Genomic DNA, 13,546 nt, shown 5'->3' with positions numbered 1-13,546 from the left:
CTTGCTATCTCCGATAGACTTTGAAAAGCAGTTCAATCAATCGGCTGAACAGTGTCTACAAAGTTAGTGGCGATTCATGTTAAACATAAGTCAGACCTAACAATTAAAGGCCCTCTTCAAGAGAGCCTTCGCCATTACTGCTATTCAAACCTAAATCTGAGCCTGGCCACCATCGACAAAGAACTCAATGCCGTTGATGAAGCTGGCATCAGGCGATGATAAAAACGCCACTGCTTTTGCTACTTCATCAGGGTCACCCACTCTGCCCATAGGCACTTGTGACCCTAAATAATCCAGCAGGCCTTGTTGTTGCACTGGATCGTTACCGGCCAGCTCTACCAAACCAGGAGTTTTGATTGGGCCTGGGCTGACGACATTGACACGGATACCTCGGTCTTTGAGGTCTAAAATCCAGCTGCGTGCGAGGTTGCGAATGGCTGCTTTGGATGCACTATAAATACTAAACGCGGCGGTGCCTTTGACGCTGGTGGTTGAGCCAGTTAATACAATGGACGCACCATCTTTAAGCAAAGGTAATGCTTTTTGTACGGTGAAGATGACGCCTTTGACATTTCTGCCAAAAATATCTTCGTAGTGATCTTCGGTAATGGCGCCCAACGGCAACATATTACCGCCACCCGCGTTGGCATAGATCACGTCAATCTGGGAGTGATCTTGCTGCACGGCATCATAGAGTCGGTCAATATTCGCCAGTTTGGACATATCGGCCTGAACGCCTTGCACCTTACCGCCTATGGTTTTGATCGCAGTTTCTAACTCGGCTTGTCTACGGCCAGTGATATAGACATTCGCACCTTGGTTTGCAAAGTGTTTGGCTGTGGCAAGACCGATACCGCTAGTACCACCGGTAACAACGACGACTTTGTTTTGAAATGCTGCTGACATGATGTTTCTCCTTAAGTAATTAAATAACGTTTACTGCATGGATGAAATATTGCCAGTGAGCCAATAAATGCACTAGACTGCTTTTGTGAGTTTAATTGTTCCAAAAATGAGCCAATATGCGTGATATTAATGATTACATTCTGTTTGCTGAGGTTGTGTCTGGCGGCAGTTTTGCGGCTGCCAGCAGACGCGTGCGCATTCCTAAATCCACTATCAGCAGAAGAATTGGTTTGCTGGAAGAAAGACTAGGCGTGCGCTTGATCGAAAGATCGACCAGGCGCTTCCGCGTGACTGAAGTCGGGCAATCGTTTTATGAGCGTTGCAAAATCATTATGCTGGATGTGGAACAGGCGGACTCCATCGTTTCTGAGTCGCTCAGCGAACCCAAAGGCTTAGTAAGATGTAGTTGCCCGTTAGGTTTGTACGAAACGCTGGCGCCCATTTTTTCTTCATTCCTGTTGGCTTATCCCCAAGCAAGATTACAACTGGTCGCCGGGGATAATCCGGTGAACCTGATTGAGGATAGAATCGATGTCGCCATCAGGGTGCGCACGGTATTGGATACCGACGGCTCTTTGGTGATGAGAACACTTGGGCATTCCGAGCGCATTTTGGTCGCGTCACCTGCGTTTGCGAGCAAGGTGGATCAATCCAGCCTGGATAATTTATCCGCCTTGCCAACCATCGCGACCTCAGACCAGAATCATGCCATCGAATGGCAATTCCACCATGCGTCATTAGGCACAAAATCTATCTGGCATGAACCCATATTGAGTTGTGTGGATTTTTCAACAGTGAGAGAAGCCGCGATTGCTGGCATTGGGGTGGCGTTATTGCCTGACCATACGTGCAGCCAAGCGTTAAAAAGTGGAAGATTAGTCAGAGTGTTCCCCGAGTGGAAAACGACCTTGGGCATTCTGCACATTGTATTCACCACCCGGCGCGGGCTGCCGCCAGTGGTGCGTGCATTTATTGACCACCTGGCGAGTCAAGTGAAGCAAACTGGCTGCACCATCAATTAGCTGTACTAACTCACACCTGATTGCCGCTTTCCATATATCTAGGTATTACGCACTTGGACTGCTGCAGGCTTTGTCACATTCATATAAAAAAGGCCGATGCGAGTAAGCATCGGCCTGTGAAGGCTTAATGATTTAGCTGTGTATTATGCACGTTGACGAGCGCGACGTGTGACCACACCAGCCATCAGACCCAGGCCTGCCAGCAGGAATGCGACGTTTGTTGGCTCAGGCACAGTGGCTACGCCAGTCAACCCATTGAAAGTGCCGTTTAAAGTAGTGATATAAGTAGCGGCACCAGTCATCAGGTTAATCGAAAACAATTGCGAATCCAGGGTGCCATTATCCAGGTTGAACAAGGCATAGGCCTTACCGTTGCCAAGAATGTCAAAGCCATTCGCAGACAACGCATCTATCCCCAATGCGCCAACGGTCTGGATGCCACCAGCCCCGGCCGGGTTATTAAACCCACTCGCCAGAAAGTTTAATGAGTCTGTGGTGGTATTCACGTAATACAACCCCGTGCTGGCTGGGGTAACGCCAGGATTTGAATTTGTGTAAGCAACGGCGGTATAACCACTGCCAATATTTGCACCGGCGGTATTGCCTACCACGCCTGTATTGGCGTTAACCGCATAGTTGTTGCCAGTGCCAGTGACTACACGTAGCGAAGCGTTACCAGCAAAATCTGCAACCGGGTTAAAGTCGATGCCGATAGACTGCCCGGTCAGGGAGGCGCCGGTGAGGCTACTCTTGAAGGTTGCTGCACCAGTGGTCATATCCAGTGTATACAACCTGTTCTGGCTGGTGAGCCCATAGACCAAGCCATCAGTTGGCCTGAGGTCAACGCCCAGCAATCTTTCATTCGCTGCCAACCCTGAAATATTGATGTAGGAAACCGCACCTATATTCAAGGTATCAATCACAGCAATGCTGCTGCTGTTCACGCCATATAATGTATCTGCATTTACTTGGGAAGCTGCCACTAGCAAACTTGTGCCCAATATTGCGTTGTAAATAACACTCTTCTTCATGCTAACCTCTCTCAAAAAATATATTTTCAATTATTAAAATGACTTACAAAACAGTGTGGTCTTAACCGGAAGAAGCTTTATCCAAGCCAAGCCCACACCACTTACGCTCCCAACATCAACCTCAAAAAGTCGTTTTTATGTCCATTGCCAAACGGCTTATAGCAACCACACCCAAGAAATATTCTCACGTAACAAATTATCGCGTTAATAAAATAGCTGTAATCGCGCACACAAATGTGCTGCTTCAGCCGATGCTTAATTCGAGAGTGAAAAACTTTTCTCGTAACTGATATACGTAATGCATCTGAAAATGGATGCAGTCAGCACTTCATTATTTACTTTAGTGTTGACTAATCGTTAGAAAATGAGATCAAAGAGATGTCCTCACGGACCGGTGAGGGAGATTGTTGATTATTTGAGATTACTGATAAAGCGATGCAGGATGAAAATGCATCAGTGGATCGACCACAGCGTCTAATTGCGTATGATCTGTGGCATCAAAAAAATTGAAGATGCGCTCTGCAAGCCATGGAGATTCTTTATCGCCATGCCCGTAAAAGCCTGCATGACCGCCCTCAGCTTGATAATCCAGATGAACCGTGCTTGATACTTCTGCTTCTGTGGGCAAGCTTTCAAAGGAGACAAAAGGATCATTCTTGGCATTTAAAATGAGCGTCTCCGTTTGTATGGCAGGCAACCACGGCTTGGAGGCGTTCACGTCATAATACTCGTCGGCATTGTTTGTACCGAACAACACCGAGGTCACCGCGTTATCCATGTCTTGAACGGTACTGACTGCCTGTATCCTTCTGGCATCCAGATAGTCAGGAAAGCGCTCGGCCATTTGCAACGCTTTTGGCTTCATCGTCGCGACAAAGTGTTTGCTGTATAACAAATAATTAACGCCTTTATCAAGACTGTGCGCCGTTTGCTTTAAATCGATGGGCGCTGAAATGGCCGCCGCCGCTTTGACTAACCGACGCGCATCATTCGGATATTGACCCAGCCACTTTAAGAGTGCATTACCGCCCAATGACACCCCTGCCGCATAAATAGGGTTTTCGGGGAGTTTTTGATGAATGATTGAAATGAAGGTATTGATCTCTTCAGCATCCCCGGCATAGTACACTCGGGGCAGCCGATTGGGTTCGCCTGAACAGCCCCGGAAATGAACGACTAAACCAAGCCAGCCGCGCTGCTTGGCCGCAGACATGATCACACGGGCATAATGACTTTGCGAGCTCCCTTCCAGGCCGTGAAATAACACCAATACGGGCTTGCTCTGCGCTTTATCTGGCTGCTCTGGTGGCTCGGTCCAATCAACATCCACAAAGTCTCCATCAGGCAACTCCCAGCGCTCCCTGACATATGTCTGCTTTGCAACCTGCGGAAACAGCGAGGGAACGATGGTTTGCAGATGCCCACCGATTTGCCAGATCGGCGCCTTAAATTCATTGGCTGCCAAGCCGCTTGAAGCAGAAAAGATGAATGCTGCCATGATCAGGATTAAATAAATGCTCCTCATTGGTGCAGGTGGCTGACGCATCAGTAAGTCTTGATCAGGAGCGTGCAACCGTTTTCAGTGCGGATTTCTTTATGAAACGTTCCCGCACCCGCAAAGTGATAATCGCCGTTCTTACAATGAATCCCGTCCAGCCATACCTCGCCATCAACCACAAAGGTTTCTTCATTTTTTTGATGGTCGTGATACGGGATACTTGTGTTTTGTTCGAGTTTGAGCAGAAACGATTTGGCTTCGGCATCGCTTTTCAATACTTTGATTTGTATCCCGTGCTTGATGGATTTCCAGTGACCCTGCTCTGAAAATACAAAAAACTGCGAATCACGGCTCTGCGAAACCCGTTGCATCAATTTGGTTTTAATCTGGTTTTTAGTCTCGCGCTTAGGCGCCAAATCTGGCGTCGCCTCAAACAGCTCAAGAAATAAATCAAAATCCAAGGATTCGGGTTTATTGGTTGTCATCTCTTTATTCAAAACTGTTCACCTTTGAGTTTCTCTCTTAATGATTTTTGTGCCCGGTTAATGGTTGATTTCACGGATCCGAGCGGCATATTCATCAGCTGAGAGATTTCCTGATGCGATAATCCATAATAAAAAACATGATGCAAAAGCTGCCTTTGCAATGGCTTAATTTCTGACAAAGCCTTCACAACGGCCAGCGACGTCTGCTTGTCCTGCAATCTATCATCTGCTGACAAGTCTGTTGACTCTATGACCCAATCGTAATTAACCACCATTTCAGGTATCGCATTGCGCTTTCTCAAGGCATCAATGGCACGTGAACGGCAAATGATTAACATCCAGTTATATAACGGGCACTTGTTGAAATCGTAGCGGTAAATTTCTTGCCACACTTGGTAATAAGTATCTTCAACCACTTCTTCAGAAGTCGCAGGGTCTTTGGTAATTTTCAAAGCCAAACTATAGATCTTGCTAAAAGTAGCTTCATACAACTCATTAAAAGCATCCTCATCCCTATCTATTATTCGAGCTATCAAATCCTCGATGTCATCTCTCACAATTCATTCCAAATGTTCTTTTGATATTTAAATTGCACCCACTGCCAAGTACGACAAACGGCTGTCATTGGATGCAGTTTAGAGAAATAAAATGTATCCCTAATATGCCCCAGATAACAGCCGTATGAATTAACGGTAATCAATTGAGCTGACTATGGCGACTAAACTCAACCGTGATGCCGTCGTCGTTACTCTACATCTTGTTTGGATTTAAAACGGCCAAATAAACCACAACGTACTTTTTCTTGTTCATCTGCTGTCATGGCTTCACTACCGCAATGCCTATGGTGATGCCCATGACGACCTCTGAATCCACCAAAAAGAATTCTGCTTAGAATCAACAGACCAACTGCGTGGCAGTAATCAATTGCATGAATGCCATCGGCTAATGAAACAACTACGTGGTTCCACAACAACATGACCACATAAGATAAGGCCGCGATGCAGACTACGGCTAACGCTGCGAATGCAGCGCATTTACTTTTACAATTTTTCATTCATCTCTCCAATAATTCAGTTATTAATACGATTAGTCACTGGCATGCAGTTGCTCTCTGAGGAAAGTCACTGCATACCTTTTTCTTGCTAATAAAGTGTTGATGCCAACACCTGTTTCTGCGGCAATTTGTTTGAAACTTTTGCCATCTAACTCATGTGCGATAAACACTTGCCGTTGCTCACTGGGCAGTTGATTCAGTGTTTCAATCACGTGCTCAACCAGCATTTTTCTTTCGTAAATTGACGCCGGGGTTTCGGTTTCAATGGAAAGGATAGACTCTAGCCAGAGTGCATCGTCATCTTCGTCCCGCTCTAGCGTGACTTCCTGCTTTTGCTTTCTAAAACGGTCAATAATGCGGTTTCTTGCCACGCGGTATAACCAAGCACCCACTTGCTCCAACGGCTCTGGTAAACGGTAGGCTGAAACAAACTCATAGAACACATCCTGCAAAATATCATCGGCGTCACCGGCATTCGGTACGCTTTTGCGGATGAAATTGCGCAGCCTGGCTTTTTCTTTATTGAAGGTTTCTGTGATGACAGAATCTTGCTGTGCCATATCACGCTGTGCCAAATAGTGCTGCGTTGTGAGTAAGTTGTTTTCTAAATGTATATCCATGCTGTGAAGACGTTTCAGCATTGGAAATATTGTATGAACCCTGAAATATTTTTAAATAAAGTTTGAGCTGCATGGTTATTGCCACTCCGTTGGCGTGGTGCCTAGCCGTTTTGCAAACACGCGGCTGAATGCAGCTGAGCTTTGGTAACCGACTTGGGTGGCGATACTTTTGAGTGGCTTGCCTTGCTTGATCAGGTTTTGTGCAATCGAGAGCCGCCAGTCGGTGAGGTAATCTAATGGCGTGGTGCCTACCGTGGCTTTAAAGTTGGCGGCAAACCTGGCGCGTGACATGCCGGAGACATCGGCCAGGGTTTCCAATGTCCAGGGATGTGAAGGATTCTCGTGCATGGCTTTGACTGCCTGCGCCAATCGCGCATCGGCCAATGCGGCAAAAATGCTTTGCTGTAACTGGCCGTGCTGAATGACATGGCGCAGAATCTGGATCAGGAAATATTCTGCTAGCCTATCCAGCGCAGCTTGTCGCCCCAAGTCTTGCTCAAATGCTTCATGAAACAACAACTGCAAGGTCGGGGCAATTTGCTGCATATCGCTTAAAGGCACAATCACAAATTCGGGCAATGCGGTCGCCAACGGGCTGCGTACTTTGGCACCGAGATCAATCATGGCGCAGACCAGTTCACATGGTTCGCCTGCCACAGGTGTGAGCACATGTATGGTAGGTTTGGGGAAGAACACTACGCTGGGCTGGTCGATACGAGCGAGCGGCTTGCCCCTGAACATCAGGTCTAGCTGGCCAGCGCGCAGCAAATGAATATGGCCCACCTGCCCTGTCCCATCAAAATTCACCACCTGGCAAAGATCACCGGTAAAAAACACCTGGGCTGAGAGCGAGATTTGATTCAATAGTGGCAACAACGGATCCAAACGATACTCCTAATCAACATAACGAGACCTTTGATAATCATGAGTATTGCATGATATCTCCAACGCACAAAGCGTCTTAATTAATCAGACAAGGAGATTCATCATGGCACGTATTCAAACTATCAACCGGGAAACTGCTAGCGCAGAAGTCAATGCAACACTGGATGCAGTCAAAGCCAAACTGGGCAAAGTACCTAATTTGATTGCGACTTTGGCACAGGCACCTGTTGCCTTAAATGCTTACCTGGGTTTGAGCGAAGGGGTGACCAAAGGCCGCTTAAGCGCCAAACAAAGAGAGTCACTGGCGTTGGCAATTGGTCAGGCCAATAGCTGCCAGTATTGCTTGTCGGCACATAGCCTGATTGCCAAAGGGGCAGGTCTTAATACTGAAGCGATTCAGGCGGCACGCAAAGCTGAGGCCACAGATGCCGTGACAGAGGGTTTGTTAACACTGGTGGTCAAAATTGTGCAACAACGCGGCGTACTTTCTGATCAGGACTTTATCGAAGCGCATTTAGCTGGTGTGGATGATGGCCTGATTCTGGAGGTGATTGCCCATGTCGCTTTAAACACCTTGACCAACTACACCAACCACATCGCGCAGACGGAGATTGATTTTCCAGTAGTGACTTTATAAATCGGCGAGATCAGGCCACTAAGGTGTGGCCTGATTGTTTATAGATACCTACGACTCAAGCAAGAAAGGCTTCAACCGCCTGGATAAATAATTGCGGCTGTTCGGCATGCACCCAATGGTCGGTTGGCAAGATGACAAACTCAGCCTGAGGGAAATGCTGTTGCAGTTCGATGATGTCACTGTCTTGCACATAATCGCTACGTTCACCGCGAATAAATAAACTAGGCGGGTCAAAATGTACAGCAAGCGCTGCAATCAATGTCGCGTAATTGGCTTTGAGCGCTGGCAGGTTAATCCGCCACTGTAACTGATCCTCAGTTTTGACCAGGTTAGTGAGTAAGAACTGCCGCACCCTGAGATTAGCGATCGAATTCTTTAAGGCATTATCCACCTCATTACGTGATGCCATTTGGCTGAGATTGACTGCCAGCATGTGATCCATCAACTGGGTATATCTGTCCGGGTAAGTGCGCATCGCCATATCCACCACAATGAGTTTGCTTACTTTTTCGGGATACTGTGTGGCAAATTGCATGGCGACTTTGCCACCGAGTGAATGGCCAAGTAAATGGATTTGCGCCAGACCGAGTGTATTCAGAACCTCTAATAAGTCATCGGCCATCTCGGCGTAGGTTTGTGAATCACTGTGCGGCGAACGGCCGTGATTGCGTAAATCGACGCTGATGACCTGGTAGTGCTGTGAAAAATGTTTGGCAATGCTGCCCCAGTTATCGGCGGAGCCGAATAACCCGTGTAATAAAACCAGTGGCTGGCCCTGGCCTAAAGTTTGAGTGTGTAGTTGCATGCTTAGCAATTAAGTAAGTTGAATTTAGCGCTATGTTATCTCAAAGCGCTCCATCGCAAATGTCGCGCAATCCACAATCGACTTTTTTACCCCCCTCAGATAAGATAACTTTTTTTAACAATAGAATAATATGTCCACTTTATCACTGTCGACTGCCTTAATAACAATGGCAATCTGCCTAGCACCTTTCTCGGTTATTTTAATGATCGTGATTTACTCAAAAAGAAGAGCCTCAGCCAGAAGAAAAAATCCAATCACTCAGTACCTGTTAAGAAGTGCCGGTGAATCGATCAAAGCGCAATTATCTGATGTAGATACTGAGCTAGCGATGTATCTTATGATGCCGCCGATGATTTCATTATTTATTTACGCGTATTATTCCAACCTCCCTTCGGTTAAACATCCTTTGATACTAGGTGCCATCAGTGGCGTCATTCTCTTCGGCTATATCCTGTTCAAATTAATCAAGCTGATCAAACTACGTGAAAAATTGCGACTGGGCTACGATGCTGAACTAGCAGTAGGCCAAGAACTCAATACGCTGATGCGACATGGTTATCACGTTTTTCACGATGTCACCCTGAGAAATACAATCAGCACTTTTAATATTGACCATGTGGTGGTTGGTAGAACAGGCGTATATGCAATTGAAACTAAAGGGCGATCAAAGCCCTTGTTAAAAAATGGCGGCCATCAGCATAGGGTTAATTTCGACGGAAAGCGGTTGAGTTTTCCCGGTTGGAGCGAAGAGAAGCCCGCTGAGCAGGCAACACGCCAAGCGCAATCCTTGCAACAGTGGTTAAGTCATGCCGTTGGTGAGGCTGTACCAGTAAAGGCCGTAATTGCGCTGCCTGGTTGGTACGTGACGCATACTCAGCGCTCAGGAATTGCCGTCATCAATGGCAAGAACCCCGAGCGCTACTTTAATGCGCAACGGCCAGAAAGCACGTCTGACAAACTAATACTCCAAATTGCACACCAACTGGAAAACATTTGTCGTGATATTGAACCTAGTGCGCTGACCAAACCAAAATCATAAACACACTCAAACATCAAGTGATCGTCAGTGAACTCCTACGCCATGATCAGAATTCGCTGTATTCCTAACTCTTAGTGATGCCTGAATAATGAGCCTTCCATCATTTAACTCAACAAGGAATCATCATGAAAAACACATTCAAATCTCTGTTGTTAGTAAGTGCTTTGACATTGCCTATGGCTGGCTTTGCCGCTGATGGTGACTCAATTGGCACCAAGGTTGAAGACTCTGTGATCACTGCCAAAGTGAAAACAGCGTTTGCCAAAGACAAAGCGGTGAGTGCGACTGACATTAAAGTGGAAACCGACAGCAATGGCCTGGTGCAATTGTCTGGTGTGGTGAAATCGAAAGCTGAAGCAGACAAAGCAGTGCTGTTGGCTAAAAATGTGAAAGGTGTGACTGCCGTGAAAGACGATATTGTGGTTGCACAATAGGTGTTCTGCACATGACCTTGCCCATAGGAATCCGCGCGATTCCTATGGGCAGTTTTACGATCTACTCCCTTCTCATCTTCAGCCAGCCTCCATCTCCCCTGTTACGCTAAACAGCCTATAATGGCTTGAACTCTGTTGTCATCATGTGTGCCACATTCGGGGACATCAATCATGGCTGTTTATAAAACGCCCGGCGTTTATATTGAAGAAGTGAGCAAGTTCCCGCCCAGTATTCCAACCCTGGAAACGGCGATCCCAGCATTGATAGGCTATACCGAAAAAGCGGATAGGCAAGGTGTGTCATTATCGCTCGTCGCCACACAAATCAACTCCTTACTGGATTATGAACGCCTGTTTGGTGGCGCAGCCAGATCGGCGGTGACGCTGTGGCTGGATGCACAAGACCACGTGATTGACGCTACGGTCGATCAACCGTTTTATCTCTATGACAGCGTGCGGCTGTTTTTTGCCAATGGTGGCGGTCCGTGCGTGATCGTCTCCGTCGGCAATTACAACGACCAGATTTCAGCAGCCACATTGGCAGCTGGTTTAAGCGCCATAGAGACAGACCCGCTGCCAACGCTGATCGCCATGCCAGAGGCTGCCTTGTGCCGCGAGACACATACGCTGGAAGCGACTGCGCTGGCGCAATGTGCTCAGGTACAAAACCGGTTTGTGTTGTTTGATTTGCGTCTGCAACATAATCCGGCTGACTTCGCCATTGAAGCCGCGCGTTTCAGACAAAGCCTGGGCATGGATCACCTTAAATATGGTGCAGCCTATGGTCCGTGGCTGGTGACCAGCCTGGCAAGAACAACCGACTTTAACCAGTTGGTGTTTAAATATAAAAGTGATGGCAGTGTGGTCAGTGCTGAGCAGCAGCTCACCCAGGACCAAAGCATGCAGGCGCTGATCGCAGAAATACGTGCTGCCGGGTTAGTCAAGGCGACGCCTGAATCCCAGGCGCAATTAGCGTCGCTCAACCAAAAGCTATACGCACAATACATGCTCGCCAAACAATGGATAGATGCTGCGAATATCGCTTTGAATACCTTACCGTCCACGGGTGCCGTCGCGGGCGTATATGCCGCGGTCGACCAGAAGCGTGGCGTCTGGAAGGCGCCCGCCAATGTGTCACTTAACGAGGTGATACGGCCAGTGTTTAACCTCACCAGCACACAGCAACAGGATTACAACGTGGATGTGGACGCTGGCAAATCGATCAATATCATCCGCAAATTTACGGGCAAAGGCACGCAGATATGGGGAGCGAGGACACTGGCGGGTAACGACAATGAGTGGCGCTATATTCCTGTGCGACGATTGTTTAGCTGGGTAGAGGTCTCAGTCAGCCAAGGGTTGCAGCAGATGGTATTTGAGCCTAACGACGCTAATACCTGGGTGCGTGCGCAAGCCATGGTGGAAAACTTTTTAATCTTGTTGTGGCGGCAAGGGGCGTTGCAAGGCAGTAAACCGGAACAGGCATTTTTTGTGAATATCGGCCTGGGAAAAACCATGACGGCAAATGATATTGCGCAAGGCTTGATGCGAATTGAAATTGGCATGGCTGCAGTAAGGCCTGCCGAATTTGTGATATTGAAACTCACCGTGAAGCTAGCTGGTTGAATAGATAAATGGGCAGGATGGTGAAACCGTCACCTATCACCATCGGCCCATCCACCTATCCATGTAGCGCATCTGCATTTATGCGAACTCAGCGGCGCCTACTTTCAGGCATGCTTCTGCGCAACTGCGACAGGCCTGCGCGCACGCACGGCAATGGTCAGAGGCATGTTGCTCACATTGATCGGCACAAGCGGTACAAATTTCCGCACAGTCCTGGCAAACCAACTCCACAAAGTCGCTGCGACGCGCAATAAACGAAGCCGTGAGGCGGCAAAAATCCGCGCAATCCATATCCAGCTCAATACAGGTCCGCAACATGGGATTAGCCTCAGCTTCACAGGCGATGGCACAGCTTTCACACGTGTCTGCACATTTTTTGCACAGTTCCATACATAACTTCAGGTCTTTTTCAGTCATGGCTTTCTCCAGCTTAGTAGCGTTTAAGAATACTCCGAACTTAGTCACCCTGCCCTGCCGGACTTAAACACAACTTAAGCCATGCAGGGCAATCGACTGATGCGGGCCATTACTGCTTCACGCCCGTGCCGCCGTCTTGGGGCTTTTCATGAAAACGTTTGCTTTTTTCAATGTTGCCCGGCTTGGACTGTTTATTAGCACTGCCCTGCCGCCCCTGAGCATCACTGCTACCCGTGGTAGCCGCATTATTGTTGTCAGGCTGCGGCTCCAGATAGTCGCCGTTTTGATGCGTATCAGGCACCTGATTTTTTTGCTGCTGGGCGGGCGGCGCGTTATCTTGTGGTGCCGCAAAAGCAACCGTCATTGAACATAAAAACGTACTGGCTAACAGTATTGAAAGTAATTTTTTCATCATCGCATCCTCATAAAGTTTTAAAGTCACCTGCCAGATGTGGCAGGCTTAGACTCATGCTAATGATGTGGTTAACAGCTGTATGTCAGTGTCTTTACAAAAAACCTGTAGGATAAATTATGAAGCGGCCTCTTCATTGCCAGTCAGGCTGCCATGGCTACGTATCCAGGCAATGACTTTCAGCAACTCGTCAGGGCTAATACCGTTGTTGGGATCTGAGGGATCCATCAGGCCTTTCCCTTTGGCGCCCATCCCGCCGTTGGTGCCATTCCAGACTGTCTCAAACATGCCTTTATTGGTGGCATCTTTGGCGTAGTTGTAATTAGGTCCGGTCAGCGCTGGCCCGACCTGTCCACCTGCGTCCGGACCATGGCATTGCGTACAGGAATAAAGCTGGAAGGTTTTTTTACCCTGGGCAATCGCATCCTCTTTGCCCACATAGGGGTTTTTACCGGTGGCTAAAAACTCTTTGGCGGCAGGGCTATCGAACAGCTCGGCCTTGATTTCCAGCGGAGATCCATCTTGTGTTTTAACAAACTTAATGGCCTCACCACTAGCAGACGCTCCAGCAGTAGATTCTCCGGCAGCACCAGTTGTCGATGCCTGTTTGTCACAGGCAGAGAGTCCAGCAATTAATACCAACAGGCCTAAGCCAAGCTTGTGATTCATGTCGTT

General features: G+C 47.8%; 17 protein-coding genes. 5 read left to right on the top strand and 12 right to left on the bottom strand.

Features of this window, described 5'->3' with window-relative positions:
- Positions 1–150: 150 nt before the first annotated feature.
- Positions 151–906: an SDR family NAD(P)-dependent oxidoreductase gene (locus ACIDE9_RS06820; protein WP_411993719.1), complete on the bottom strand. Its 756-nt coding sequence runs from the start codon at positions 904–906 to the stop codon at positions 151–153.
- A 116-nt stretch (positions 907–1,022) separates the two neighbouring features.
- Between ACIDE9_RS06820 and ACIDE9_RS06815 the strand changes: the two genes are divergently transcribed.
- Positions 1,023–1,928: a LysR family transcriptional regulator gene (locus ACIDE9_RS06815; protein WP_411993717.1), complete on the top strand. Its 906-nt coding sequence runs from the start codon at positions 1,023–1,025 to the stop codon at positions 1,926–1,928.
- 143 nt (positions 1,929–2,071) lie between these two features.
- Here ACIDE9_RS06815 and ACIDE9_RS06810 read toward each other — a convergent pair whose 3' ends face one another.
- From ACIDE9_RS06810 to ACIDE9_RS06780, 7 genes are all read right to left on the bottom strand, one after another.
- Positions 2,072–2,959, bottom strand: a complete 888-nt coding sequence (locus tag ACIDE9_RS06810; RefSeq protein WP_194753844.1) for a DUF4394 domain-containing protein — start codon at positions 2,957–2,959, stop codon at positions 2,072–2,074.
- Positions 2,960–3,380: 421 nt separating this feature from the next.
- Positions 3,381–4,505 (bottom strand): hydrolase, encoded by a 1,125-nt coding sequence (locus ACIDE9_RS06805; protein WP_411993715.1) that lies wholly within the window; start codon positions 4,503–4,505, stop codon positions 3,381–3,383.
- Positions 4,505–4,942 (bottom strand): cupin domain-containing protein, encoded by a 438-nt coding sequence (locus ACIDE9_RS06800; protein ID WP_411993714.1) that lies wholly within the window; start codon positions 4,940–4,942, stop codon positions 4,505–4,507. Before ACIDE9_RS06800 ends, ACIDE9_RS06805 begins: the two co-directional genes overlap by 1 nt.
- Before the next feature lie 8 nt (positions 4,943–4,950).
- On the bottom strand, positions 4,951–5,499 hold the full coding sequence (locus ACIDE9_RS06795; protein ID WP_411993712.1) for an RNA polymerase sigma factor: 549 nt from the start codon (positions 5,497–5,499) through the stop codon (positions 4,951–4,953).
- A 188-nt stretch (positions 5,500–5,687) separates the two neighbouring features.
- Entirely contained in the window at positions 5,688–5,996 is a 309-nt protein-coding gene (locus ACIDE9_RS06790; RefSeq protein ID WP_411993711.1) for a hypothetical protein, read from the bottom strand.
- Positions 5,997–6,028: 32 nt separating this feature from the next.
- Positions 6,029–6,616 carry an RNA polymerase sigma factor gene (locus ACIDE9_RS06785; protein WP_194752982.1) on the bottom strand — a complete coding sequence of 196 codons (588 nt, stop codon included), beginning with the start codon at positions 6,614–6,616 and terminating at the stop codon, positions 6,029–6,031.
- Positions 6,617–6,691: 75 nt separating this feature from the next.
- On the bottom strand, positions 6,692–7,501 hold the full coding sequence (locus ACIDE9_RS06780) for a cupin domain-containing protein (RefSeq protein ID WP_411993709.1): 810 nt from the start codon (positions 7,499–7,501) through the stop codon (positions 6,692–6,694).
- A 103-nt stretch (positions 7,502–7,604) separates the two neighbouring features.
- Here ACIDE9_RS06780 and ACIDE9_RS06775 point away from each other — a divergent pair, with 103 nt between their 5' ends.
- A complete protein-coding gene (locus ACIDE9_RS06775; RefSeq protein ID WP_411993707.1) occupies positions 7,605–8,138 on the top strand; it encodes a carboxymuconolactone decarboxylase family protein in 534 nt (177 codons plus the stop codon).
- A gap of 55 nt (positions 8,139–8,193) precedes the next feature.
- Here the strand turns inward: ACIDE9_RS06775 and ACIDE9_RS06770 are convergent, their stop codons facing one another.
- Positions 8,194–8,943 carry an alpha/beta fold hydrolase gene (locus ACIDE9_RS06770; RefSeq protein ID WP_411993705.1) on the bottom strand — a complete coding sequence of 250 codons (750 nt, stop codon included), beginning with the start codon at positions 8,941–8,943 and terminating at the stop codon, positions 8,194–8,196.
- A gap of 130 nt (positions 8,944–9,073) precedes the next feature.
- On the opposite strand from ACIDE9_RS06770, the gene ACIDE9_RS06765 reads away from it, so the two are divergent.
- The 3 genes from ACIDE9_RS06765 to ACIDE9_RS06755 all read left to right on the top strand — a co-directional run bounded on the left by ACIDE9_RS06765 (position 9,074) and on the right by ACIDE9_RS06755 (position 12,042).
- The gene (locus tag ACIDE9_RS06765) at positions 9,074–9,982 is read left to right on the top strand and encodes a nuclease-related domain-containing protein (RefSeq protein WP_411993703.1); all 909 of its coding nucleotides are present in this window, start codon (positions 9,074–9,076) and stop codon (positions 9,980–9,982) included.
- Between the two features lie 125 nt (positions 9,983–10,107).
- Complete coding sequence (locus ACIDE9_RS06760; RefSeq protein ID WP_019881558.1) at positions 10,108–10,416, top strand: BON domain-containing protein; 309 nt, start codon at positions 10,108–10,110, stop codon at positions 10,414–10,416.
- A gap of 171 nt (positions 10,417–10,587) precedes the next feature.
- Complete coding sequence (locus ACIDE9_RS06755) at positions 10,588–12,042, top strand: phage tail sheath family protein (RefSeq protein ID WP_411993701.1); 1,455 nt, start codon at positions 10,588–10,590, stop codon at positions 12,040–12,042.
- A 78-nt stretch (positions 12,043–12,120) separates the two neighbouring features.
- Here the strand turns inward: ACIDE9_RS06755 and ACIDE9_RS06750 are convergent, their stop codons facing one another.
- The 3 genes from ACIDE9_RS06750 to ACIDE9_RS06740 all read right to left on the bottom strand — a co-directional run bounded on the left by ACIDE9_RS06750 (position 12,121) and on the right by ACIDE9_RS06740 (position 13,540).
- A complete protein-coding gene (locus tag ACIDE9_RS06750) occupies positions 12,121–12,459 on the bottom strand; it encodes a four-helix bundle copper-binding protein (protein ID WP_411993699.1) in 339 nt (112 codons plus the stop codon).
- Positions 12,460–12,568: 109 nt separating this feature from the next.
- Positions 12,569–12,874, bottom strand: a complete 306-nt coding sequence (locus ACIDE9_RS06745) for a hypothetical protein (protein WP_228519708.1) — start codon at positions 12,872–12,874, stop codon at positions 12,569–12,571.
- 114 nt (positions 12,875–12,988) lie between these two features.
- Complete coding sequence (locus tag ACIDE9_RS06740; RefSeq protein ID WP_411993697.1) at positions 12,989–13,540, bottom strand: c-type cytochrome; 552 nt, start codon at positions 13,538–13,540, stop codon at positions 12,989–12,991.
- Between the last annotated feature and the right edge of the window lie 6 nt (positions 13,541–13,546).

The sequence above is a fragment of the Methylophilus sp. 'Pure River' genome, assembly GCF_046765995.1.
Classification (GTDB): Bacteria; Pseudomonadota; Gammaproteobacteria; order Burkholderiales; family Methylophilaceae; genus Methylophilus.
Note: the sequence above shows the minus strand (reverse complement) of the source record. Positions and strands in the feature narration are given on the sequence as shown.

Coding starts and splice junctions, on each gene's coding strand:
- ACIDE9_RS06755 (WP_411993701.1), top strand. CDS start 10,588: ATGGCTGTTTATAAAACGCCCGGCGTTTATATTGAAGAAGTGAGCAAG.
- ACIDE9_RS06785 (WP_194752982.1), bottom strand. CDS start 6,616: ATGGATATACATTTAGAAAACAACTTACTCACAACGCAGCACTATTTG.
- ACIDE9_RS06810 (WP_194753844.1), bottom strand. CDS start 2,959: ATGAAGAAGAGTGTTATTTACAACGCAATATTGGGCACAAGTTTGCTA.
- ACIDE9_RS06760 (WP_019881558.1), top strand. CDS start 10,108: ATGAAAAACACATTCAAATCTCTGTTGTTAGTAAGTGCTTTGACATTG.
- ACIDE9_RS06815 (WP_411993717.1), top strand. CDS start 1,023: ATGCGTGATATTAATGATTACATTCTGTTTGCTGAGGTTGTGTCTGGC.
- ACIDE9_RS06820 (WP_411993719.1), bottom strand. CDS start 906: ATGTCAGCAGCATTTCAAAACAAAGTCGTCGTTGTTACCGGTGGTACT.
- ACIDE9_RS06775 (WP_411993707.1), top strand. CDS start 7,605: ATGGCACGTATTCAAACTATCAACCGGGAAACTGCTAGCGCAGAAGTC.
- ACIDE9_RS06740 (WP_411993697.1), bottom strand. CDS start 13,540: ATGAATCACAAGCTTGGCTTAGGCCTGTTGGTATTAATTGCTGGACTC.
- ACIDE9_RS06765 (WP_411993703.1), top strand. CDS start 9,074: ATGTCCACTTTATCACTGTCGACTGCCTTAATAACAATGGCAATCTGC.
- ACIDE9_RS06800 (WP_411993714.1), bottom strand. CDS start 4,942: ATGACAACCAATAAACCCGAATCCTTGGATTTTGATTTATTTCTTGAG.
- ACIDE9_RS06750 (WP_411993699.1), bottom strand. CDS start 12,459: ATGACTGAAAAAGACCTGAAGTTATGTATGGAACTGTGCAAAAAATGT.
- ACIDE9_RS06745 (WP_228519708.1), bottom strand. CDS start 12,874: ATGATGAAAAAATTACTTTCAATACTGTTAGCCAGTACGTTTTTATGT.
- ACIDE9_RS06770 (WP_411993705.1), bottom strand. CDS start 8,943: ATGCAACTACACACTCAAACTTTAGGCCAGGGCCAGCCACTGGTTTTA.
- ACIDE9_RS06790 (WP_411993711.1), bottom strand. CDS start 5,996: ATGAAAAATTGTAAAAGTAAATGCGCTGCATTCGCAGCGTTAGCCGTA.
- ACIDE9_RS06805 (WP_411993715.1), bottom strand. CDS start 4,505: ATGCGTCAGCCACCTGCACCAATGAGGAGCATTTATTTAATCCTGATC.